22 protein-coding genes are annotated in these 23,332 nt (G+C 63.5%); 14 read left to right on the top strand and 8 right to left on the bottom strand.

The features are described 5' to 3' along the window. Window positions 1-9: 9 nt before the first annotated feature. The 7 genes from sufD to B6V75_RS02210 form a co-directional block, all read right to left on the bottom strand. Window positions 10-1,287 (bottom strand): Fe-S cluster assembly protein SufD, encoded by a 1,278-nt coding sequence (gene sufD, locus B6V75_RS02240; RefSeq protein WP_088718583.1) that lies wholly within the window; start codon window positions 1,285-1,287, stop codon window positions 10-12. After that, complete coding sequence (gene sufC / locus B6V75_RS02235; RefSeq protein WP_075774850.1) at window positions 1,287-2,060, bottom strand: Fe-S cluster assembly ATPase SufC; 774 nt, start codon at window positions 2,058-2,060, stop codon at window positions 1,287-1,289. The genes sufD and sufC overlap by 1 nt, the downstream gene beginning before the upstream one ends. 9 nt (window positions 2,061-2,069) lie before the next feature. Next, window positions 2,070-2,384 (bottom strand): heavy metal-binding domain-containing protein, encoded by a 315-nt coding sequence (locus B6V75_RS02230; protein WP_075774851.1) that lies wholly within the window; start codon window positions 2,382-2,384, stop codon window positions 2,070-2,072. Window positions 2,385-2,436: 52 nt separating this feature from the next. After that, window positions 2,437-2,970 carry a hypothetical protein gene (locus B6V75_RS02225; protein ID WP_075774852.1) on the bottom strand — a complete coding sequence of 178 codons (534 nt, stop codon included), beginning with the start codon at window positions 2,968-2,970 and terminating at the stop codon, window positions 2,437-2,439. A gap of 99 nt (window positions 2,971-3,069) precedes the next feature. Further along, window positions 3,070-4,590: a Fe-S cluster assembly protein SufB gene (gene sufB, locus B6V75_RS02220; RefSeq protein WP_075774853.1), complete on the bottom strand. Its 1,521-nt coding sequence runs from the start codon at window positions 4,588-4,590 to the stop codon at window positions 3,070-3,072. A gap of 18 nt (window positions 4,591-4,608) precedes the next feature. After that, window positions 4,609-5,652 (bottom strand): cysteine desulfurase family protein, encoded by a 1,044-nt coding sequence (locus B6V75_RS02215; RefSeq protein ID WP_088718582.1) that lies wholly within the window; start codon window positions 5,650-5,652, stop codon window positions 4,609-4,611. A gap of 144 nt (window positions 5,653-5,796) precedes the next feature. After that, on the bottom strand, window positions 5,797-6,255 hold the full coding sequence (locus B6V75_RS02210) for an Rrf2 family transcriptional regulator (protein WP_075774855.1): 459 nt from the start codon (window positions 6,253-6,255) through the stop codon (window positions 5,797-5,799). Between the two features lie 255 nt (window positions 6,256-6,510). Here B6V75_RS02210 and B6V75_RS02205 point away from each other — a divergent pair, with 255 nt between their 5' ends. The 6 genes from B6V75_RS02205 to B6V75_RS02180 all read left to right on the top strand — a co-directional run bounded on the left by B6V75_RS02205 (window position 6,511) and on the right by B6V75_RS02180 (window position 12,127). Continuing rightward, on the top strand, window positions 6,511-7,188 hold the full coding sequence (locus B6V75_RS02205; RefSeq protein ID WP_075774856.1) for an alpha/beta hydrolase: 678 nt from the start codon (window positions 6,511-6,513) through the stop codon (window positions 7,186-7,188). Beyond that, the gene (locus B6V75_RS02200; RefSeq protein WP_075774857.1) at window positions 7,188-7,451 is read left to right on the top strand and encodes a hypothetical protein; all 264 of its coding nucleotides are present in this window, start codon (window positions 7,188-7,190) and stop codon (window positions 7,449-7,451) included. The genes B6V75_RS02205 and B6V75_RS02200 overlap by 1 nt, the downstream gene beginning before the upstream one ends. After that, window positions 7,448-7,885, top strand: a complete 438-nt coding sequence (locus tag B6V75_RS02195) for a hypothetical protein (protein ID WP_088718581.1) — start codon at window positions 7,448-7,450, stop codon at window positions 7,883-7,885. The genes B6V75_RS02200 and B6V75_RS02195 overlap by 4 nt, the downstream gene beginning before the upstream one ends. After that, complete coding sequence (locus tag B6V75_RS02190) at window positions 7,882-8,472, top strand: HD domain-containing protein (RefSeq protein WP_075774859.1); 591 nt, start codon at window positions 7,882-7,884, stop codon at window positions 8,470-8,472. Before B6V75_RS02195 ends, B6V75_RS02190 begins: the two co-directional genes overlap by 4 nt. Before the next feature lie 135 nt (window positions 8,473-8,607). Then, window positions 8,608-10,812 carry an NADP-dependent isocitrate dehydrogenase gene (locus tag B6V75_RS02185; protein ID WP_088718580.1) on the top strand — a complete coding sequence of 735 codons (2,205 nt, stop codon included), beginning with the start codon at window positions 8,608-8,610 and terminating at the stop codon, window positions 10,810-10,812. Window positions 10,813-10,912: 100 nt separating this feature from the next. Beyond that, window positions 10,913-12,127, top strand: a complete 1,215-nt coding sequence (locus B6V75_RS02180) for an NADP-dependent isocitrate dehydrogenase (protein WP_075774861.1) — start codon at window positions 10,913-10,915, stop codon at window positions 12,125-12,127. Between the two features lie 310 nt (window positions 12,128-12,437). On the opposite strand, the gene B6V75_RS02175 is transcribed toward B6V75_RS02180, so the two are convergent. Next, window positions 12,438-12,659, bottom strand: coding sequence for a hypothetical protein (locus tag B6V75_RS02175; RefSeq protein WP_088718579.1), 222 nt, complete (start codon window positions 12,657-12,659; stop codon window positions 12,438-12,440). Window positions 12,660-13,085: 426 nt separating this feature from the next. Between B6V75_RS02175 and B6V75_RS02170 the strand changes: the two genes are divergently transcribed. The 8 genes from B6V75_RS02170 to B6V75_RS02135 all read left to right on the top strand — a co-directional run bounded on the left by B6V75_RS02170 (window position 13,086) and on the right by B6V75_RS02135 (window position 23,312). Continuing rightward, window positions 13,086-13,703, top strand: coding sequence for a YitT family protein (locus B6V75_RS02170; protein WP_088718578.1), 618 nt, complete (start codon window positions 13,086-13,088; stop codon window positions 13,701-13,703). A gap of 118 nt (window positions 13,704-13,821) precedes the next feature. Next, window positions 13,822-14,469, top strand: a complete 648-nt coding sequence (locus tag B6V75_RS02165; RefSeq protein ID WP_077701228.1) for a YitT family protein — start codon at window positions 13,822-13,824, stop codon at window positions 14,467-14,469. 18 nt (window positions 14,470-14,487) lie between these two features. Then, a complete protein-coding gene (locus B6V75_RS02160; protein WP_075774864.1) occupies window positions 14,488-14,823 on the top strand; it encodes an SMR family transporter in 336 nt (111 codons plus the stop codon). 98 nt (window positions 14,824-14,921) lie between these two features. Further along, on the top strand, window positions 14,922-16,739 hold the full coding sequence (typA, locus tag B6V75_RS02155; protein WP_075774865.1) for a translational GTPase TypA: 1,818 nt from the start codon (window positions 14,922-14,924) through the stop codon (window positions 16,737-16,739). 149 nt (window positions 16,740-16,888) lie between these two features. Continuing rightward, window positions 16,889-19,714 (top strand): DNA gyrase subunit A, encoded by a 2,826-nt coding sequence (gene gyrA / locus B6V75_RS02150; RefSeq protein ID WP_088718577.1) that lies wholly within the window; start codon window positions 16,889-16,891, stop codon window positions 19,712-19,714. 349 nt (window positions 19,715-20,063) lie between these two features. Further along, the gene (locus tag B6V75_RS02145) at window positions 20,064-21,674 is read left to right on the top strand and encodes a BCCT family transporter (protein WP_088718576.1); all 1,611 of its coding nucleotides are present in this window, start codon (window positions 20,064-20,066) and stop codon (window positions 21,672-21,674) included. A 97-nt stretch (window positions 21,675-21,771) separates the two neighbouring features. Continuing rightward, window positions 21,772-23,121 carry a methylenetetrahydrofolate--tRNA-(uracil(54)-C(5))-methyltransferase (FADH(2)-oxidizing) TrmFO gene (gene trmFO, locus B6V75_RS02140; RefSeq protein ID WP_075774867.1) on the top strand — a complete coding sequence of 450 codons (1,350 nt, stop codon included), beginning with the start codon at window positions 21,772-21,774 and terminating at the stop codon, window positions 23,119-23,121. Continuing rightward, the gene (locus B6V75_RS02135) at window positions 23,118-23,312 is read left to right on the top strand and encodes a hypothetical protein (protein ID WP_075774868.1); all 195 of its coding nucleotides are present in this window, start codon (window positions 23,118-23,120) and stop codon (window positions 23,310-23,312) included. The genes trmFO and B6V75_RS02135 overlap by 4 nt, the downstream gene beginning before the upstream one ends. Window positions 23,313-23,332 lie beyond the last annotated feature (20 nt).

Raw genomic sequence — 23,332 nt, 5'->3', positions numbered from 1 at the left:
CGCGGCGCCTCAGCCGCGATGGCGCGAAAGCCACCCTTCCAACCGGGTGAGGATCGCATCGCGGAACCGCTCTTCCTCAATCTCTTCAATGGCATCGGCCACGAAGCTCAGAACCAGAAGCGCGGTGGCTTCCTCTTCCGGCACGCCGCGCGAGCGCAGGTAGAAAAGCGCCGTCTCGTCGATCGCGCCGGTGGTCGAGCCGTGCGAACACTGCACGTCATCGGCGTAGATTTCGAGTTCCGGCTTCGCGAGGAACTGGCTGTTCTCGTCGAGCAGCAGCGACTGGCTGATCTGGTAGCCATCGGTCTTCTGCGCGCCCGGCTTCACGAGGATCTTGCCCTGGAAGATGCCCTCGGCGCCGTTCTTCAGCACTTTCTTGAAGACCTGACGGCTCTCGCCGCGCTCGGCCCCGTGGGTGATGAAGACGGTGTCGTCGTGGTGGAACTTGCCGGTCTTGCCATCGCCAAGAGCCGCGCCCGCGACATGGGCGTTCGCGTCGTCGCCCACGATGTCGATCACGCATTCATTGCGCGTCAGCACCCCGTTCGAGGTCAGCGTGAAGCTCTTGAACAGGCCCTCTTCCGCGACGCGGGTGAAGATCGAGGTGATCGCACGACGCTCATGGTCGCGGCCCTGCACGCGGATGTGGTGGAATTTCGCGTGTTTCGCGACATCCACTTCCATCAGCTGGTTGAAGCGCGCCCCGGCCGGGCCGTTCTCCAGAACCGTGATCTCCGCGCCCTCTTCCAGCTTCACGAGGTGATGAAGGATCGGGTCGGAACTCTCTGACTCATGGGTATAAATCAGGCTCACGGGTTTCTCGGCGGCACCGGTCACGCGGATCAGAACGCCATCGGTCGCCGACGCGGTGTTGAGCGCCGCGAAGGGACGCTTCACCGGATCCTGACCGTTGGCTTCCAGCGTGCCGTAAAGGCTGCTGGCCCAGTTCACGTCGGGCGCATCGGCCAGACGCAGGATTTCGACACCGGACATCGCCAGATCGTCGGAGGCCTCGGCATCGAAAACACCGTCGCGGAATACGATCTTCAGCCGATCGATTTCCCCGAAAATTTCGGGCTCGTCATCCGCGAAGGGCGCGGCGGGCACCGGATCGGGCGCGATGAAATCGGTCGGGTTGGTCCAGCGCCAGTATTCGTCGCGACGGCCCGGCAGGCCCATCGCGTTCAGACGGTCCAGCGCGGCGCGACGTTGCGGCCCGAAGCCCTCGGGCAGAGAAACGCGCGCCAGCCGCGTCTCGGCGGGGGTCATTTTCTCGACTGCCGACATTACGCCATCACCTCCGAGATCCCGTGTTTCGCGAGCAGGTCGGCATAGCCGTTCTTCTCGACCTCGAGAGCCAGTTCCGGCCCGCCGGTCTCGATGATGCGGCCATCCGCCATGATGTGGACGACATCGGGTTTGATATGGTCGAGCAGGCGCTGGTAGTGCGTGATGACGAGGAAGGAACGGCCCTCGTCGCGCAGCGCGTTCACGCCTTCGGCCACGAGACGCATCGCGTCGACGTCGAGGCCGGAGTCGGTCTCGTCGAGGATGCACATTTTCGGCTCGAGGATCGCCATCTGAAGGATTTCGTTACGCTTCTTCTCACCGCCCGAGAAGCCGACATTGACCGGGCGCTTCAGCATATCGGCGTCGATCTTGAGCGATTTCGCCTTGCCGCGCACCAGTTTCAGGAAGTCGCCAGCGGAGATTTCCTCCTCGCCGCGGGCCTTGCGCTGTGCGTTGAGCGCGGTACGCAGGAAGGTCATGTTGCCGACGCCGGGAATTTCCACCGGGTATTGGAACGCGAGGAACAGGCCTGCCGCCGCGCGCTCTTCGGGCTCGGAATCGAGCAGGTCGGTGTCGTTGAGATGCGCCTCGCCTTCGGTGACCTCGTAGCCATCGCGGCCCGAGAGCACGTAGGACAGCGTGGACTTACCGGACCCGTTCGGACCCATGATCGCATGGACCTTGCCGGACTCGACGCTCAGGTTGACGCCCTTGAGGATCTGCTTGTCCTCTTCTTCCAGTTTGACGTGCAGGTTCTTGATATCAAGCATGGTTCTTCCTCAGGATACGGTTACAGCGGTGCCGGAGGCCGACACCATTAGCATGGATTGGCCGACGACCTCGTAGTCGAGATCGACGCCGACAACGGCATTCGCGCCCAGCTCGCGGGCGCGGTCTTCAAGCTCGCCGAGCGCCGTGGCGCGCGCGTCTTGCAATTTGGATTCGTAAGCGCCGGAGCGGCCACCGATGATGTCGGTGACCTGCGCGAAGATATCGCGGACGACATTGGCGCCCATGATGGCCTCGCCCACGACGATGCCATGATAGGTCGCGATCGGGCGACCCTCGATGGTGGGTGTGGTGGTGACGATCATGCGCGCTCTCCCCCTTGGCGACCCTTACGGGCCGCGGCGGGCGCGCATGGGGTCAGAAGCGGATGGTTGTCTCGGCGTAGCGCAGTGTGCGCGGCTCGAATTGCGCGGTCTGCTGCTCCACCCAGTCGGGCGTGAAGGCGAGCGCCGCCATATCCGGTTCCCAGAACGCGATATTGTGCAGCCCCACGAAGGCCAGCGCGACGCCCAGCAGCTGCACCGCCATCAGTTTCACCGAGGCGAGCCGCAGCACCATGCCCAGCCCGAAGGCCGTCAGCACTGCCGCGACCACGAGGACCAGATCCGGGTTGGAGCCGACCTTCTCGGCGAGTTCCGGCGTCAGAAAGCGCATCTTGAGCGCCGTCACGATCATCATCCCGATCGCGCCGACCATCAGCGCGGGCAGGACCTTGAACACGGCCAGCCGCGAGTGACGCGGCTTGGCGATGACCCGACGCAGCATCGCGGAATCGTTGGTCACCCAGGCTTCCTGATCGCCGATATGCAGCTGAATCCGGCCCTTCGCCGATTTCCGCGTTTTCTCGATCCGCGCGAGGCGATCGTTGAAGCTGGCGCTCGATATCGTCATGGTCCTCACCTATCCATTTGGACAGGTTAAGACATGCATAAGGATTATGCCCGAAATGGGGCAGATCCTCGGCAATTTCGATATTTGCGCGCCTGAAGATCACCCGACGCTCCCCTCCAGCGAGATCGCCACAAGGCTTTGAGCTTCCATCGCGAATTCCATCGGCAGCGCCTGAAGGACTTCGCGGCAGAACCCGTTGACGACGAGCGCCACGGCCTCTTCCTCGTCCATCCCGCGGGCGCGGCAATAGAACAGCTGGTCATCATCGACCTTCGAGGTGGTGGCCTCGTGCTCGACCCGGCTCGAGTTGTTCTTCACCTCGATATAGGGAACCGTGTGCGCGCCGCATTTGTCGCCGATCAGCAACGAGTCACATTGCGTATAGTTGCGCGAGTCGGTCGCTTTCGGGTGCATCGAGACGAGACCGCGATAGGTGTTCTGCGCCTGACCGGCCGAGATCCCCTTGGACACGATCCGCGAGCGGGTGTCCTTGCCGAGATGGATCATCTTGGTGCCGGTATCGGCCTGCTGCCAGTTATTCGCGATGGCGATAGAGTAGAACTCGCCCTGGCTTTCGTTGCCGCGCAGAATGCAGGACGGGTATTTCCATGTGATCGCGGAGCCGGTCTCGACCTGCGTCCACATCACCTTGGCGCGGTCGCCGCGGCAATCGGCGCGCTTGGTGACGAAGTTGTAGATGCCGCCCTTGCCGTCTTCATCGCCCGGGAACCAGTTCTGCACCGTGGAATATTTCACCTCGGCGTCTTCCTCGACGATGATCTCGACCACGGCCGCGTGCAGCTGCGCGGTGTCGCGCTTGGGCGCGGTGCAGCCTTCGAGATAGGACACGTAGGAGCCCTTGTCTGCGATGATCAGGGTGCGCTCGAACTGCCCGGTATTCTCCGCGTTGATGCGGAAATAGGTCGACAGTTCCATCGGGCAGCGCACGCCCGGCGGCACGTAGACGAAGGAGCCGTCCGAGAACACGGCGGAGTTCAGCGCTGCGTAGAAGTTGTCACCCTGCGGCACGACAGAGCCGAGATATTTCTTCACCAGCTCCGGGTGTTCCTGGATCGCTTCCGAGATCGAGCAGAAGATCACGCCCGCTTCGGCCAGCTTGTCCTTGAAGGTCGTGCCTACGGAGACGCTGTCGAACACCGCATCGACCGCGATCTGGCGATCTTCGAGGTTGATGTCCTCCGCCCCTTCGACGCCCGCGAGGATCATCTGTTCCTTCAGCGGAATGCCGAGCTTTTCATAGGTCGCGAGCAGCTTGGGGTCGACCTCGTCGAGCGACTTGGGCTTCTCGACCATGCTTTTCGGGCGCGCGTAGTAGTACTGGTCCTGGAAGTCGATTTCCGGAACCTTCAGCAGCGCCCAGTTCGGCTTGGGCATATCTTCCCAGCGCGAGAAAGCCTGCAGACGCCATTCGGTCATCCACTCGGGCTCTTTGTTCTTGTCCGAGATCAGGCGGACGATATCCGTGTTCACGCCTTTCGGCGCGTATTCCATCTCGATATCGGTGTTCCAGCCGTATTTGTAGGTGCCCATATTCTGGACGGTCTCGACCGTCTCGCGATCGACGCCTTCACGTACTTCCACCTGATCAACGCCCGCCATATCCGGCTCTCCCATCTCTTACCCGCGCCGTGCGCGGTGTTTCGCTTCGCATTTCAGCCAGTGTTCGGCGAAACGCATGACATCTTCTTCGCGGCTCTGCGGCCCCAGCGAGACCCGCAATGCCGATCCCGCCTCGGTTTCCGAAAAGCCCATCGCGACCAGCGCGGCGGAGCTTTTGACCTTTCCGCTCGAACACGCGGAGCCTGCGGAGACCGCGAACCCGCCCAGGTCCATTTGCATCACCTGCGTCTCGCCCTTCCAGCCGGGCGTGATGAAGCAGGACGTGTTCGGAAGCCTGCGCGATTCATTCCCGACAAAAATAGTCTCGCTTGCCCGATCCGCAATGGCGTTTTCTAGAATGTTTCTAAGTTTTTCGATCTCGCGCCAGATTCCGCCCTCAAGATCACGCGAGGCGGCCTCGGCTGCCGCACCGAAGCCCGCGATACCGATCAGGTTCTCGGTGCCGGCGCGGCGCCCCATCTCCTGACCGCCGCCCTTGAGTTGCGCCGCGATATCCGTGCCGCGCTTCACGATCAGCGCGCCGACGCCTTTCGGCCCGCCCAGCTTATGCGCCGAAACGATGCCGCAGGTGGTGCCGAGCCAGTTGAACGCAAACGGGATCTTGCCAAACCCTTGGGTGAGATCGCTCAGATACAGGCCTTCGGGCAACTCCTGCACCACGCCGGTCTCGGAATTGGCCAGCTGCAGCGCCGAATTTGCGGGATCGGTGACGGTGATCCGCCCTGCCCGGTCCACAGGCAGGTCCTCCACGCACCAGCTGCGCACCGCGTCATGCTCGACGCCCGCACAATGGACTTCGCGCCCGGCCAGCGCCAAGGCGGCGGCTTCCGTGGCGCCGGAGGTGAAGATCACGTCCTGTCCCTCTGCGCCCAAGGCGGCCGCCACCTGATTGCGCGCCCGCTCCATCAGTGCCTTCGCGGCACGCCCCTCGGAATGCACGGAGGATGGGTTGCCGACCACGTCCATCGCCTCGATCATCGCCGCACGGGCCTCGGGCCTCAGCGGCGTTGTCGCGTTCCAGTCGAGATAGCTGCGCGCCATGATACGCTCCGCGTGAATGAAATGTCGGATGCCTCCGGCGGGGATATTTGACCCAAGCCGAAGAAGAAAGGGCGTGCCTTCGCCTCGGCGAAAATATCCCCCGCGGAGCGCCCGCGAGCGACCATCATGCCCGGGCGGACGGGATCACTCGTCGACGACCGAAAACAGGCTCGGCACCGCCGGACAGGGTTTGAGCTGGTTCTTCACCACGTCTTCGAGCGTCGTCTGATGCAGGAAGACGAAGACCTGCGCCGAGAGGCTCTCCCACAGCCGGTTCGCCATCGACTGCGCCCGCGAGCCCGAAATCGCGCCCGAGGCGCCGGCGCCGACATGCATCGCCGAGACGGTCTCGTCCACGGCCTCGAAGATCTCCGAGATGCGGATTTCCGCGGGCGTGCGCGCAAGACGGTAGCCCCCGCCGGGGCCGCGGACCGAATTCACCAGCCCCGCCCGGCGCAGCCGCACGAAGAGCTGCTCCAGATAAGGCAGCGAGATATCCTGACGCTCGGACAGCGCCGCCAGCGAGGTCCGGCTGCCTTCGCCCGCCAGCGCCAGATCGACCAGCGCGACCATCGCGTAACGGCCTTTCGTCGACAGTTTCATGCACCCTCCCCGGTCCGAGACCCATCCGAACCCGTATTTGACCGCAAATCGGCCCGAAAACTCTGCCCGCGCAGGAGTGAATCATTGCTAAAGCATTGACGCAAGCGCGAGGGCCGATTACCTCCACCAATGCCCGATCTCCCGGCATGGCGCCGGGGGTGGCTTTCTCCTAGGCCAGCCGCGCCGACCCGTCAAGAAAGGCGGATGCGCTGGCGGCCCCGGAACCCAGAGCTGGCGCAATAAAAACGAGAGACGATGCCCGAAGTCATTTTTCCCGGTCCCGAAGGTCGCCTCGAGGGGCGCTACCACCCGCAGCCCGCACCCGACGCGCCGATCGCGATCATCCTGCATCCCGATCCGCAGTTCGGCGGCACGATGAACAACCGCGTCGTCTACAACCTGCACTACGCCTTTTTCAAAATGGGCTTCACGGTTCTGCGCTTCAACTTCCGGGGCGTGGGCCGCAGCCAAGGCGAATACGATCAAGGCGTGGGCGAATTGTCCGATGCCGCCTCGGCGCTGGACTACCTGCAGGCGATGAACCCGAACTCGAAGCATTGCTGGGTCGCGGGCCATTCCTTCGGCGCGTGGATCGGCATGCAGCTGCTGATGCGCCGCCCCGAGATTACCGGCTTCATCTCCGTTGCCCCGCCTGGCCCGTCTTCGCCCGGCCCCGGCAATTACGATTATTCCTTCCTTGCGCCCTGCCCGTCCTCGGGTCTGATCATCAACGGCACGAACGACCGGATCGCGCAGCCGAAAGAGACCGAGCAGCTGGTCTCCAAGCTGCAGGAGCAGAAGGGCATCACGATCACCCATGAGGTCATCGAGGGCGCGGACCACTTCTTCAAGAACGAAGAAGCCCATATGCAGCCGATGATCGAGACCGTTCAGACCTATGTGCGCCGCCGGCTGACGGAGGGCACGCGCTGATGGCGCTGATCGACGAACTGGCCGAAAAGCTCGCCACCGACACGATGGAGGCGATGCGCAAATACGACGACGATCGCCTCTTCATGGAGGTGAGCAACTATATCGGCACGTCGTCGCCCTCCCTGCAGGAGGCCTACATGACCGCCTGTCGCCTGCACATGGCCGAGCAACGCGGCCGCGAATTCTTCGAGCGCAAGCTGGTGGAGTTGGAAAAACGCGCACAGGCGGCGGCGAAAACACCGGATTCCGGGACCGGGGCATGAGCCCGGGGGCCGCGCGCGTCCTCTTCGCGGCAGCCCTCTCCCTCGCCTTGTCGCTGATCATCGCGACGGCCTTTCATGCAGGCCAGATGCTCTGCGACGGCGACTGGGCCGGATCGCATTCGCGTGGCGAAGCGTTGCGCCTCGGGCTTGCAGACCTGCTTGCGCGGCCGCTGCACCTGATCGTCGTGGCGGTACCGCTCTGGCTTGGCTGGACCGGGCTCCTGCTCGCCGCCGCGAACCGCGCGATACCGCCGGTTCTGGGCATGGGAATCGTCGTTTTCTCGATCTTCGGCACGGTTCTGTTCTACGCTTTCGCGGCGCCGAACCTCGACTGTGCTGCCTATACCGATCGCGCGATGAGCTGGCGCGTGGGCGGTCTGTTCGCCTTCGTGGCGCTTCTTCTGCTTCTGCCCCGGCTCTGGAGACGTTCATGACCCGGCTCGATCAGCAATTCACCTTCCTCGCCGAAGCCGAGAAACTTAAATCGGTGACCCGCGCGACGCCGATCCACGACGCATCGCGCCCTGAGAATTCCGGCGAGCATAGCTGGTCGCTCGCGCTTTATGCGCTGACACTGGCCGAGCAGGCGCCCGAAGGTGTTTCGATCGACCGGGTGATCCGCATGCTCCTGCTGCACGATCTGGTCGAGATCGACGTGGGCGACGTGCCGATCCACAGCCAAGGCGGCACGGCGCATGGCGCGGAAGACATCCAGAAGGCCGAAGCCGCCGCCGCCGAGCGCATCTTCGGACTGCTGCCTGAGGACCAGGGGGCAGCGATGCTGGCGCTGTGGCAGGAATTCGAGGCCAACGAGACCCCCGACGCGATCTTCGCGAAATCGCTCGACCGGGTGCAACCGGTCCTGCTGAACCACCAGTCAGGCGGCGGATCGTGGATCGATTACGATGTCAGCTTCACCCAACTCGAAGAGCGCATCGGCACCAAGATCGCCCGTGGCGCGCCCGCGGTGTGGGACTGGGTGCGCGATCGGGTAGAAGGCTGGTTCGCGGCGCGCAGCTGATGCGTGCAGCCCCTCAGCGCCCGTTGCATGGGGATTTCGGGCAACCTCCGTATACAATCGCATACCGTCTAGCCAAGCGCATCTGAATCGGGTAAGAGGCAGCAAACCGAGGCTTCAACCGAAGAGGGCTGTGCCATGAGCGACAAGAACACTCCTGACATCATTTACACCAAGGTCGACGAGGCCCCGGAACTGGCAAGCGCATCGCTGCTGCCGATCGTGCGCAAATTCGCGCAAGCGGCCGGGATTTCGGTGGGCACCAAGGATATCTCGCTCGCGGGCCGCATCCTCGCCACCTTCCCCGAAGCGCTTACCGAAGAGCAACGCCAGTCGGACGATCTGGCCTGGCTCGGCGATTACGTGAAAACGCCGCAGGCCAACGTCATCAAGCTGCCGAACATCTCGGCCTCGGTGCCGCAGCTGGTCGCTGCCGTCCGTGAATTGCAAGGCCAAGGCTACGCCCTGCCCGATTACCCGGAAGAGCCGAAGACCGATGAGGAAAAAGCCGTCCGCGCGAAATACGACTCGATCAAGGGCTCGGCCGTGAACCCGGTGCTGCGCGAGGGCAACTCGGATCGTCGCGCCGCCGCTGCCGTGAAGAAATTCGCGCAGAACAACCCGCACCGCATGGGCGAGTGGACCGCCGACAGCAAGACCCGCGTCGCCTCGATGTCAGAAGGCGATTTCTTCTCGAACGAAGTCTCGGCCACCCTGCCGAAGGCGGCCACCGCGAAAATCGTGCTGGAAGGCGCCGATGGCGAGACCGTTCTCAAGGACGGCGTGAGCTATCCCGAAGGCACCGTGGTCGACGCGACCTACATGTCGGCTGACAAGCTCGACGCCTTCCTTGCCGAGGAAATCAAGAAGACCAAGGACGAAGGCGTCCTGTTCTCGCTGCACATGAAGGCGACGATGATGAAGGTCTCCGACCCGATCATCTTCGGTCATGCGGTGAAGGAATGGCTCAAGCCGGTCTTCGAGAAATACGGTGACAAGATGAAGTCGCTCGGCGTCGATCCGGCCTCGGGCATGGGCGACCTGCTGGAGCGCGTGAAGGGCGAGCCGGAAATCCTGGCTGCGATCGAGGAAGTCCGCGACCAGCGTCCGCCGATGTATATGGTGAACTCGGACAAGGGCATCACCAACCTGCACGTGCCCTCCGATGTCATCATCGACGCCTCGATGCCCGCTCTGATCCGCGCCGGCGGCAAGGGCTGGGGCCCGGACAACAAGGAACACGACTGCGTCTGCGTGATCCCGGACAGCTCCTACGCGCCGGTCTATGACGCGACGATCGAGTATTTCAAAGCCAACGGCAAACTGAACCCCGCCACCGCAGGCACCGTTCAGAACATCGGCCTGATGGCGCAGAAAGCCGAGGAATACGGCTCGCACCCGACCACCTTCGAGATTCCGAACGACGGCACCGTGAAGATGGTTCTGGACGACGGCACGGTCCTGCATTCGCATGACGTGAAGAAGGGCGACATCTGGCGTTCGGCCTCGGCCCGCAAGGCGCCGATCGAAGACTGGGTGAACCTCGCCATCGACCGTCAGAAGGCGACCGGCTACCGCGCGATCTTCTGGCTCGACGAGACCCGCGCCCACGATGCGGAGCTAATCTCCTACGTGAAGCCGATCCTGGAAGCCAAGGGCGTGGCCGACAAGTTCGAGATCATGGCCCCGCGTGAGGCGACCATCGCCTCGCTCGAGACCATCACCAAGGGCGAGAACACTATCGCGATCACCGGCAACGTGCTGCGCGACTACCTGACGGACCTGTTCCCGATCCTGGAGCTGGCCACCTCGGCCAAGATGCTCTCGATCGTGAAGCTGATGCAGGGCGGCGGTCTGTTCGAGACCGGCGCTGGCGGCTCGGCCCCCAAGCACGTTCAGCAGCTGGTTGAGGAAAATCACCTGCGTTGGGACAGCCTCGGCGAATTCTGCGCCCTCGGCGAGAGCTTCAAGTTCTTCGCGGACCAGACCGACAACGCGAAAGCGCGCGTGCTGGGCGAGACGGTCGAGACCGCGACGCAGGGCATTCTCGACAACGACCGGTCGCCCTCGCGCAAGGTCGGCGAGCCCGACAACCGCGCCAGCCACTACTGGTTCGCCCGCTACTGGGCCGAGGCTCTCGCCGCGCAAGGCGACGATGCCGAACTGGCCGCCGAATTCGCCCCGATCGCCAAGGCGCTGGCCGAAGGCGAAGCGAAGATCGTGGCCGAACTGGCAGAGGTTCAGGGCAAGCCCGCCGATATCGGCGGCTACTACCACGCCGATCCGAAAAAGCTCGCCGCGGTGATGCGCCCGAGCGAGACGCTCAACGCCATCATCGGCTGAGAGCACTGAGACCAGGGGGCGGCGCGGGCCGCCCCTTTCAATTCCCGGCCTCCCCGGCACACGAACCCGTGAATTAAGCCCGATCTGAAAAGGAACGCGCATGACCAAGATCAAGGTAGAGAACCCCGTCGTCGAACTCGACGGCGACGAGATGACCCGCATCATCTGGGACTTCATCAAGCAGAAACTGATCCTGCCCTATCTCGATATCGACCTGAAATATTACGACCTCGGCATCGAGAGCCGCGACGCGACCGACGACCAGATCACCGTCGATGCGGCCGAGGCGATCAAGCAATACGGCGTCGGCGTCAAATGTGCGACGATCACCCCCGACGAGGCGCGCATGGAGGAATTCAACCTCAAGCGCATGTATCGCTCGCCCAACGGCACGATCCGAAACATCCTCGGCGGCGTCATCTTCCGCGAGCCGATCATCTGCAAGAACGTCCCGCGCCTCGTGCCCGGCTGGACCAAGCCGATCGTCGTGGGCCGTCACGCCTATGGCGACCAGTACAAGGCCACCGATTTCCGCTTCCCCGGCAAGGGCACGATCACGCTGAAATTCGTGGGCGACGATGGTGAAGTGATCGAGAAGGAAGTGTTCCAGGCGCCTGACGCAGGCGTCGTGATGGGCATGTACAACCTCGACAAGTCGATCATCGACTTCGCGCGGGCCTCGCTGAACTACGGCTTGATGAAGGGCTGGCCGGTTTATCTGTCGACCAAGAACACGATCCTCAAAGCCTATGACGGCCGCTTCAAGGATCTGTTCCAGCAGGTCTTCGAGGAAGAATTCGCCGAGAAGTTCAAGGAAGCCGGCATCTGGTACGAGCATCGCCTGATCGACGACATGGTGGCGAGCTCGCTGAAATGGTCGGGCGGCTATGTCTGGGCCTGCAAGAACTACGACGGCGACGTGCAGTCGGATACGGTCGCGCAGGGCTTCGGTTCGCTGGGTCTGATGACCTCGATCCTGATGACGCCCGATGGCAAGACGGTCGAAGCCGAGGCCGCCCACGGTACGGTCACACGGCACTACCGCCAGCACCAGCAGGGCAAGGAGACCTCGACGAATTCCATCGCCTCGATCTTCGCCTGGACCGGTGGCCTGAAGCACCGTGCCAAGCTGGACGGCAACGCGCAGCTTCAGACCTTCGCGGAAACGCTCGAGAAGGTCTGCGTGCAGGCGGTCGAGGATGGTCACATGACCAAGGACCTCGCGCTGCTTGTCGGTCCGGACCAGAAATGGCTGACCACGATGGGCTTCCTCGAGAAGATCGACGAATACCTGAACAAGTCGCTGTCGCTCTAAAGCGCGCGAAACGGGTTGAGGAAGGCGGGGTTCTCCCCGCCTTTTTCGTTTGGCGAGCGACGCCCGACTGGCACGGGGCGACCAGCCCCGGGCCGCGCCCATTCGTCAGGCTTACGCCGCGCCACAGGCGCGACGGTCCCTCCTCATTCCCCCCGGGAGGGCGCATCGGCGGTGTCTCCGCAAGCACGCAGTCATTCGGGCTTGCGAGAAAAACACCCACACGCAGGCGGATCAAAGCGCCCACCCCAGGTCGGGCGCGCCCCTCATGTCCTTGCATGGGCCGGGCGCATCACACGCCCGACCCTTTCGTTTACCGCATCAAGCTCCACGGCTCTGGCGGAGGCTCAGCGGGCCCGAGCCCGATATCTCTGCGCAAGTGGTCGCTCAGCTGCCCGGCATCGACCGGACGCGGCTTGTTTCCGCGGGAAATAAGCGCGAGCAGCGCCGCGCGCAGCACTTTACCTGCGCCGAACTTGGCGATCGTGGCTTCAATGGTGAAGGCGTCGTTCGGACGCTTGAGAGTCTGGATCATGTGATGTCCCGGCGCGGGTCCAATCCCGCATCCGGCCTTTCTTCGATTGATGTGAAAGAAGACCCGACGGGAACCGCGAGAGCGCGGCCAGGATGCGTCGCGACAGGATCGGGACGCGGAAATCGGGTCAGTTTGCGGGAGTGGGGCCTAGGCCCCGGGTCGGATCGGGACGGTCAGGCGAGGCGTCGTGCGACGCGGGCGGTGACCGAAAAACCGATACGGGTTTCGCAATACGCTGCGAGGGCTTGGTGATATGACATCATGGCGGCCCTCCCTCTTGACTTGGGCGTTGCGAATGGCGCCACTTGGCCCGATCTCCGACAGCACGGCAACTCACGCGACGGTGTTTGGGAGGTATTGAGGCACCTCTGTTGCCGATGCGCCTCAGTTCTTGCGCTTGGCGTTGCCTCATGGCATCTGAGCGCCATGAGCCAGACCCGCATCCAAGACCCGCATCGCCATACCCTGCCCGAGGACACCCAAGGGCTTCTCTCCGGCACGCTGATGATGGCGCTCGCCGTAGCGCTGCTGCACGGCGCGGGCTTGTTTACCGGGCAGATCGCGGGGCTGTCGCTGGTGCTCTCCTACGTCACCGGATGGAGCTTCGGTGCGATCTTCTTCACGCTCAACCTGCCCTTCTATTGGCTTGCCTTGCGCCGGATGGGGAAGCGATTCACGGTGAAGACGGTGATCGCAGTGGCTATCCTGTCTGTCTTTACCGAGATCTTGCCGCATCTTCTCAGCTTCGCCACCCTTCACCCCGGTGCGGCGGCTGTCTTGGCGGGGGTCGTCTCGGGCGCAGGGCTTCTGGCGCTGTTTCGCCACGGCGCGAGCCTTGGCGGCGTGGGGATCGTGGCGCTTTATCTGCAGGACAAGACCGGGTTCAAAGCGGGCCGCACGCAGATCCTGTTCGATTGCGGCGTGTTCCTCTTCGCGCTGTTCGTGCTGCCGCTCGACAAGGTGCTGTGGTCGCTTCTGGGCGCGATGGTTCTGAACGTGATCATCCTGATCAACCACCGCCGCGACCGCTATATCGCTACCTGATCCGGACGCGATCGGCCGGCCAAGGGCCCGCGCGCCCTGCCCGACCCTTTCGAGTACTGCAAGGCGGACCTGCGCCCAGCGAGTTGGTAGGTCAGCGATTATGCCCTATTATTAGGTCATGACCACTGACGCACATATCACCGCCGACCAGATCGCCGCCAAAGACGCGACCCGTCCGCATTACTCGAAGCTCGAGGATCTGCAGGGCCTTGTCGTGGCCGCCGCTCAAGCCGCGCTGGGAATCCACCTGCTGCGCGCCGCGGGCCTCGTGACCGGGGGCACCGCAGGCGCCGCGCTGATCCTGTCCTATATCACGGGGGTCAGCTTCGGGGTCGTGTTCTTCGTGATCAACATCCCCTTCTACGCCTTCGCCTATTACGCGCGCGGCGCAGGCTTTGCGCTGAAAAGCCTCGTGACCGTGACGCTCGTGTCGCTGATGGCCGAGGCGCTCAAACCCGTTCTGCATGTCGCGGATATCCACCCTGCCGTGGCCGCCGTGCTGTTCGGGATCTCCGCAGGCGTCGGCCTTCTCGGCCTCTTCCGTCACAAAGGCTCGCTCGGTGGCGTCTCCATCGTCGCCGTGATCTTGCAGGACAAGTTCGGCTTTCGCGCCGGCTGGACGCAGCTGATCCACGACCTGTGCCTCTTCGTCATCGCGAGCTTCATCCTCGCACCGCCTTTGGTGCTCTACTCGCTTCTGGGTGCAATCGTGCTGAATTTCGTCATCGCGATGAACCACCGCCGGGACTGGTATATCGCCGAGTGATCCGGCAGAGTGCCGGCCATGCTCAAGACCTATGTCATCCTGCTCATCGCGGTCGCTTTCGAGACCTTCGGCTCGGCCTGCCTGCAGGCCAGCCAGCAATTCACGCGGCTCTGGCCGACGGTGGGCGTGGCGGTGGGCTTCATCGGCGGGCTCTATTTCTTCACGCTGGTGCTGAAGGTGCTGCCGCTCGGGATCACCTATGCGCTGTGGTCCGGGATCGGCATGGTCCTGATCGCGGGCGTGGGCTGGCTGATGTTCAATCAGCGGCTGGATTTGCCCGCCCTGATCGGGATCGCGCTGATTCTGACAGGCATCCTCGTGATCAACCTGTTCTCGAAATCGCATTTCCACTGACACGATGCCGCATCGCGGCGAGATCGCCATGCTGGGGGCTAGCCGAGAGGCGATCTTTCCTTTATGGGCGGGGCAACTCAAGAACAGGACGACCTCCCATGGACCTTCGCAACATTGCGATCATCGCTCACGTGGACCACGGCAAGACGACGCTCGTGGACCAGCTTCTGCGCCAATCGGGCGCTTTCCGTGAAAACCAGGCCGTCGCGGAACGCGCGATGGACAGCAACGACATCGAGCGCGAGCGCGGCATCACCATTCTCGCCAAGGCCACCTCGGTGGAATGGGGCGGCACCCGCATCAACATCGTCGACACCCCCGGCCACGCCGATTTCGGCGGCGAGGTCGAGCGTATCCTCTCGATGGTGGACGGTGTCGTGCTGCTGGTGGACGCAGCCGAAGGCCCGATGCCGCAGACCAAGTTCGTGACCTCGAAGGCGCTTGCACTTGGCCTGAAGCCGATCGTCGTGCTCAACAAGGTCGACAAGCCCGCGGCCGAGCCCGACCGCGCGCTGGACGAGGTGTTCGACCTCTTCGCGAATCTCGGCGCCGATGACGAGCAGCTCGACTTCCCGCATCTCTATGCCTCGGGCATCGGTGGCTGGGCGGATACCGAGCTGGACGGCCCGCGCGAGAACCTCGATGCGCTGTTCGAGCTGATCCTGAAGCATGTCGAGCCGCCGAAGCAGGAATTCCGCGCCGACGAGCCGTTCCAGATGCTGGCCACCACGCTCTCGGCCGACCCGTTCATCGGGCGCATCCTGACCGGCCGTATCGAGGCGGGCACGCTCAAGGTCGGCGATCAGCTCAAGGCGCTCTCGCGCAAGGGCGAGCGCATCGAAGCCTTCCGCTGCACCAAGATCCTCGCCTTCCGTGGCCTGTCGCAGCAGCCGATCGACGAAGCCGTCGCTGGCGACATCGTCACTGTCGCAGGCATGACCAAGGCCACCGTCGCCGACACGCTCTGCGCGCCGGAAGTCGATACCCCGATCGACGCCCAGCCGATCGACCCGCCGACGATCTCCGTGACCTTCGGCATCAACGACTCGCCGCTCGCCGGCAAGGACGGCTCGAAGGTGCAGTCGCGCGTCATTCGCGACCGCCTGATGAAAGAGGCCGAAACCAACGTCGCGATCCGCGTCGAGGACACCCCCGGCGGCGAGGCTTTCGTGGTCTCGGGCCGTGGCGAACTCCAGATGGGCGTGCTGATCGAGAATATGCGCCGCGAAGGGTTCGAACTGTCGATCTCGCGCCCGAAGGTGATCTTCCGCGAGGAAGACGGCCAGCGCATGGAGCCGATCGAGGAAGTCATCGTCGACGTGGACGACGAGTATTCCGGCGTCGTGATCGAGAAGCTGACCGGCTACCGCAAGGGCGAACTGGCCGAGATGCGCCCGGCCGAGGGTGGCAAGACCCGCATCGTGGCCCATGTCCCCTCGCGCGGCATGATCGGCTATCAGGGCGAGTTCCTGACCGACACGCGCGGCTCGGGCGTGCTGAACCGCCTGTTCCATAGCTGGGCACCCTACAAGGGCCAGATCGACGGGCGTCGTCAGGGCGTGCTGATCTCGATGGAGAATGGCGTCTCTGTCGCCTACGCGCTGTGGAACCTCGAGGAGCGCGGCAAGCTGTTCATCGGCTCGCAGGAGCAGGTCTATACCGGGATGATCATCGGCGAGCATTCGCGCGACAATGATCTCGAAGTGAACCCGCTCAAGGGCAAGAAGCTGACCAACGTCCGCGCCTCGGGCACGGATGAAGCGGTCCGCCTGACCCCGCCGGTGCGTCTGTCGCTCGAGGAGGCCATCGCCTATATCAACGACGACGAACTGGTCGAAGTCACGCCCAAGGCGATCCGCCTGCGCAAACTGCACCTCGATCCGCACGAGCGGAAGCGCGCAGCCCGCGAAGGCTGATCGGCTGCGGCACGGGCCGCGCCCCGATCGCCCAAACCTGACGTCACGAAGAAGGCCCCGCGCACCCGCCGGGGCCTTCTCCATGATTGCACCCGCCGCTTGCGGCCTTTATAAGGTTCCACAACAATATCTAGAATATCGAGGCGCGCGTGACCGACACTCCTGAACCGCCGGAAACCGAAGAAGAAGGCCCCGGGCGGCCCGCTTATCTCGGCCCCACCGTTTCCATCGCGGACGAGATGAAAACCGCCTATCTCGATTACGCGATGAGCGTGATCGTGAGCCGCGCGATCCCCGATCTGCGCGACGGTCTGAAGCCCGTTCACCGGCGCATCCTCTATGCGATGCACGAGACCGGGAACACTTTCGACAAGCCCTATCGCAAGTCGGCGCGTCCGGTCGGCGACGTCATGGGTCAGTATCACCCGCATGGCGACGCCGCGATCTACGACGCGTTGGTGCGGATGGCGCAGCCCTTCTCGATGTCGCTGCCTCTGCTCGACGGTCAGGGCAACTTCGGCTCGATGGACGGCGACAACGCGGCGGCGATGCGCTACACCGAAGTGCGCATGGCGAAACCGGCCAATTACATTCTCGCCGATATCGAGAAAGACACGGTCGATTTCCAGGACAACTACGACGGCAAGCAGGAAGAGCCGACGGTTCTGCCCGCACGCTTCCCGAACATGCTGGTCAACGGCGCGGGCGGTATCGCCGTCGGCATGGCGACCAACATTCCGCCGCACAACCTCGGAGAGGTCTGCGACGCGACGCTGGCGTTGATCGAGAACCCCGACATGTCGGACGAGGCGATCATGGAGATCGTCCCCGCCCCCGACTTTCCGACCGGCGGCCAGATCATGGGGCGCGGCGGTGCGCGCAAGGCTTACCTCGAGGGCCGTGGCTCGGTCATCATCCGGGCGAAGACCCGCGTGGAAGAGATCCGCAAGGACCGCTTCGCGATCATCCTCGACGAGATTCCCTATCAAGTGAACAAGGCGGCGATGATCGAGAAGATCGCCGATCTCGTGCGCGAGAAGAAACTCGAAGGAATCTCGAACATCGCCGACGAATCCGACCGCGTTGGCGTGCGTGTCGTGATCGAGCTGAAGCGCGACGCGACCCCCGATGTGGTGCTGAACCAGCTTTTCCGCTTCACGCAAATGCAGACCTCCTTCGGCTGCAACATGCTGGCGCTGAACGGCGGCCGCCCCGAGCAACTGACGCTGCGCCAGTTCCTCACCTATTTCATCAGCTTCCGCGAGGAAGTCGTCGCACGCCGCACCGCGTTCGAACTGCGCAAGGCGCGCGAGCGCAGCCACATCCTCTGCGGTCTGGCCGTGGCGGTGTCGAACGTGGACGAGGTCGTGGCGACCATCCGCTCCTCGGCCGACGCGGCAGAGGCCCGCACCCGCCTGATGGAGCGGCGCTGGCCCGCGCATGACATCGTCGAATATCTCAAGCTGATCGACGATCCGCTGCATCCGGTCAACGATGACGGCACCTATAACCTGTCGGAAACGCAGGCCCGCGCGATCCTCGATCTGCGCCTTCAGCGTCTGACCCAGATCGGGGTGAAGGAAGTCACGGACGAGCTCGCCCAGCTGGCCGAGAAGATCCGCGAATACCTCGCCATCCTCGCCTCGCGCGAGCGGATCATGGGCATCATCGCCGACGAGCTGCGCGAAGTGCGCGAGCTGTTTGCCGTGCCGCGCCGCACCGAGATCATCGACTGGGCCGGCGACATGGCCGACGAAGACCTGATCGAGCGCGAAGACATGGTCGTGACCGTCACTCAGGGCGGCTACATCAAGCGCACGCCTCTGGCCGATTTCCGCTCGCAGAAGCGCGGCGGCAAGGGGCTGTCGGGTGGCGCGCTGAAGGATGACGACACGGTCACCACGCTGTTCGTCGCCAACACCCACACGCAGCTTCTGTTCTTCACGACCGAAGGCATGGTCTACAAGATGAAGTGCTGGCAGCTGCCGCTCGGCTCTCGCCAGTCGAAGGGCAAGGCGATCGTCAACATCCTGCCGATCCCCACAGGCGTGTCGATCGCCGCGATCACCCCGGTCGATCGCGACGAGGCGGAATGGGACGACCTGCAGATGGTCTTCGCGACCTCCAAGGGCACCGTGCGCCGCAACCGCCTGTCGGATTTCACCAACGTCATGCGAAACGGCAAGATCGCGATGAAGTTCGAGGACGAGAACGCCGGAATGCGCCTGATCAATGCGCGCATCTGTTCCGAGGACGACGACGTGATGCTGGTCACCGCCAGCGGTCGCGCGATCCGCTTCCCGGTGCCGGAAGTGCGCGTGTTCAACTCGCGCAACTCGGTCGGCGTTCGCGGCATCAAGCTGAAGGGCGATGACGAGGTCGTCTCGATGTCGGTGATCCGCCACTTCGAAGCCAGCTCGGAAGAGCGCGCGGCCTATCTCAAGCAGCGTCGCCTGATGGCGGGCGTGACCGAGGACGAGGTCGAGCCCGACGAGGACGAGGAAACCGTGGCCGAGGGGCCGCTCTCGATGGAACGTTATGCCGAGATGTCCGCCGCCGAGGACCTGATCCTGACGATCACCTCGAAGGGGTCGGGCAAGATCTCGTCGAGCCATGACTACCCGACCCGCGGTCGCGGCGGTCAGGGCGTGACGGCGATCGACAAGGCGATGCGGGGCGGCCCGCTGGTGGCCTCCTTCCCGGTCGAGATGAGCGATCAGATCATGCTCGCCACCTCGACGGGTCAGTCGATCCGCTGCCCGGTGGAAGACATCTCCTTCCGCTCGCGCTCTGCCGGTGGCGTGCGTGTGTTCAACACCGCCAAGGGCGAAGTCGTGGTCTCGGTTGCACGGATCGCCGATCAGGGCGACGACGACGATCTGGATCCGGATTCCGATGGGTCGACCGATGCACCCGAAGCACCTTCCGCGCCGGACGCCTCCGGGAACGGCGGTGCGGAGGATAGCGAAAGCTGATCCCGCGCAGGTTGCTCGCAATTCGCAACGGCTTCGCAAAAAGCAATGAGATCAAGCCCCCGTTCCGCAAGGACCGGGGGCTTTCCCATTATGGCTTCCACGTTTGAAGAATAGTCGTGATGGCGAGTTCGATCTCTGGAACGTCGGCCTCCGCGTCACCCCTGGAAAAGGTTCGACCACGAACCTCTTCCGCCACAACCTCGTCATCTGATCGCACGGAGTTTCGATGTTGCGGCTCAGCCACGTGCCGCACCGTTTCGACTCTTTGTTGCTCTCAATTCGCCATTTGCCCGGAACCACCCCTGAAGCCACCCGTTGCGGTTGCACTATTCAAAAAAGGGAGAGTTTCATGAAAGCCTTGGCAGATAGGCTCCGCCTAAGAACCGACCCGACGATTTTCTTCGTATCGGCAGGCTTCACGATCGTCTTCGTGCTCGCCCTTGTGATCTTTCCCGGCCCGATTGGCGACGCGTTCGCCGCGGGCCGTTCCTGGATCGTCGCCAATCTCGGCTGGTTCTTCATTCTCGGCGTCAATATCTGGCTGGGCTTCCTGATCTGGGCCGCGCTGTCGCGCCATGGCCATATCCGGCTCGGGCCGAAGGACAGCCGCCCGGAATATGGCAATCTGTCATGGTTCACGATGCTGTTCGCGGGCGGTATCGGCACGGTGCTGATGTTCTGGGGCGTGGCCGAACCGATCAGCCATTTCTCCGAACCGCCGCTGCCGGGCGTCGAGCCTTTTTCCGACGAGGCCGCGAAAGACGCGATCTCAATCGCGATCTATCACCTCGGCCTGCACACCTGGACGATCTTCACGCTGCCGGGGCTGGGGTTTGCCTATTTCATCAACCGCTACGACCTGCCGGTGCGGGTCTCTTCGGTGTTCTACCCGCTCCTGAAAGAGGGCATCAACGGGCCGATCGGAAAGGCGATCGACATCGCTTCGATCCTCGGCACGCTGTTTGGCGTCGCCGTCTCGCTCGGCCTCGGCTCCAGCCAGATCGCCGCCGGCCTCGATGCGCTTCTCGGTACGGGCGACGGCACCTTCGTCAAGATCGCGATCCTCACCGCGCTGACCGCCGTTGCGATCACTTCCATCGTCGCTGGGCTCGACAAGGGCGTGAAGCTGCTGTCGAATATCAATATCGGCATGGCGGTCGGTCTGATGGTCTTCGTGCTCATCTTCGGCTCGACCCTGTTCCTGCTGCGCGGGATCGTCCAGACCTTCGGGCTCTATTTCTCCAACCTGCCGCATCTGGCCTTCTGGAACGACATGCTGGCCAACGAGAACCCCGACACGCCCGGCTGGGGCTGGCAGGGCTCGTGGACGGTGTTTTACTGGGCCTGGACGGTGACGTGGTCCCCCTTCATCGGGCTGTTCGTCGCGCGCATCTCGCGCGGTCGCACGGTGCGCGAATTCGTTTTCGGCGTGCTGCTGGCGCCCTCGCTCTTCACCCTGATCTGGTTCGCGATCTTCGGCTGGCAGGCGATGGAGTTCGACGGCATCGGACAGGCGGCGCGCGCCGCGATGGGCGATCAGGCGGGGCAATTGTCGAAAGCGGTCTCCGATAGCGTTCCGCTCGCGATGTTCGCCTTCTTCGAGCATTTCCCCTTCGTCCATATCGTTCAGGGCATCGCCGTCGTCGTGGTGGCGATCTTCTTCGCGACGTCGTCGGACTCGGCCTCGCTGGTGGTCGACATGCTCTGCACCGGCACGCCAACGCCCGGCCCCGTCCATCAGCGCGTTTTCTGGGGCGCGGCCGAAGGTCTGGTCGCGGCGATGCTGATCATACTCGCAGGCGATGCCGGGTTGACCGCGCTGCAACAGGTGATCACCGTCGTGGGCCTGCCGATCTTCATACTGGTGTCGATGATGATCCCTTCGATCATCAAGGGATTTGCGCTTGAAGACATCGACCATGTCTCGATCGGCAAGAGACCCAAGCTCGACGATTTCTGATCGCAAGAAACGGCCCGGGGATGCTCCGGGCCGTTTCGCGTTTTCCCTCCGCGGATCGGCCTTCCCTTTTGCCGCTTTGACCACTACATGAGCGGCCATGACAGAAGAACTCCATATCGTCGGCGGTGGCATGGCGGGCTCGGAAGCGGCCTGGCAGGCAGCGAATGCCGGCATTCGCGTGGTGCTGCACGAGATGCGGCCCAAGGTCGAAACCTTCGCGCACCAGACCGGCAATTATGCCGAGATGGTCTGCTCGAACTCGTTCCGCTCGGACGATCACGAACGCAACGCCGTGGGTCAACTCCATTGGGAGATGGGCGCCGCGAACGGGCTGATCATGGAGACCGCGCGCAAGCACCGTCTGCCCGCAGGCGGCGCGCTGGCTGTGGACCGCGAGGCGTTTTCGCAATCGGTGACCGAGGCGCTCCGCGCCCACGAGAATATTTCCTTTACGGAGGAAGAAGTTACGGAGCTTCCTTCAGAGGGAAAATGGATCTTTGCGACCGGGCCTCTGACGTCTGAGAGCCTCGGCAAAGCTATCCTGCAAGCCACCGGCGAAGAGCGACTGGCCTTCTTTGACGCCATCGCGCCCATCGTCTATGCCGACACGATCGACATGTCCGTCGCATGGCGTCAGTCGCGCTACGACAAGGGCGAGACCGAGGAAGAGCGCACGGCCTATATCAACTGCCCGATGACGAAGGACCAATACGAGGCCTTCATCGACGCCCTGCTCGAGGCCGACAAGACCGAGTTCCACGAGGGCGAGACCGCGGGCTATTTCGACGGCTGCCTGCCGATCGAGGTGATGGCTGAACGCGGCCGCGAGACCCTGCGCCACGGGCCGATGAAACCGGTCGGCCTGACCAACGAGCACGATCCGCAGACCAAGGCTTGGGCGGTGGTGCAGCTGCGCCGCGACAACGCGCTCGGCACGCTCTACAATATCGTGGGCTTCCAGACCAAGATGAAGTACGGCGCGCAAGCTGCTGTTTTCCGGATGATTCCGGGGCTTCAGGATGCCAAGTTTGCGCGTCTCGGCGGGATTCACCGCAACACCTTCATCAATTCGCCGACGCTGCTCGATGCTCAGATGCGGCTCAAATCGCACCCGAACCTGCGCTTCGCGGGCCAGATCACCGGCGTTGAAGGCTATGTCGAAAGCGCCGCGATGGGCCTTCTGGCGGGTCGCATGGCCGCTGCGGAGCTTCAGGGCCGCGAGCTGCCGCCGCCGGGACCCGAAACCGCGATGGGGGCGTTGATCACCCACATCACAGGCGGGGCCGAGGCGAAGACGTTCCAACCGATGAATGTCAATTTCGGGCTCTTCCCGCCGATCGACGCCAAGGGCGGGCGGCGTGGCCGCAAAGACCGCTACAAGGCCTATACCGATCGCGCCAAGACGGTCTTCGGCGACTGGCTGGCACATCAAGGAGAGACCGTGTGAACTACGTTCTGGCCCTGTTTCTGCCACCGCTTTCGATCCTGCTGATCGGGCGCATCTTCCTTGCGATCCTCGTCTTCGTGATCTGGGTTCCGGCGATCATCTTCTCGGGCGGCCTGACGCATCCGATGTTCATCGCGCTCGCCTGGATCCTGATCTATCAGGCGCATGCGGATCGCCGCGCGGGCGGCTGATTTGGCAGGGTGCGCGCGTC

Source organism: Thioclava sp. F1Mire-8, assembly GCF_002213165.1.
GTDB classification, from domain to species: domain Bacteria; phylum Pseudomonadota; class Alphaproteobacteria; order Rhodobacterales; family Rhodobacteraceae; genus Thioclava; species Thioclava nitratireducens.
This window is presented reverse-complemented; position numbering and strand designations above follow the sequence as displayed.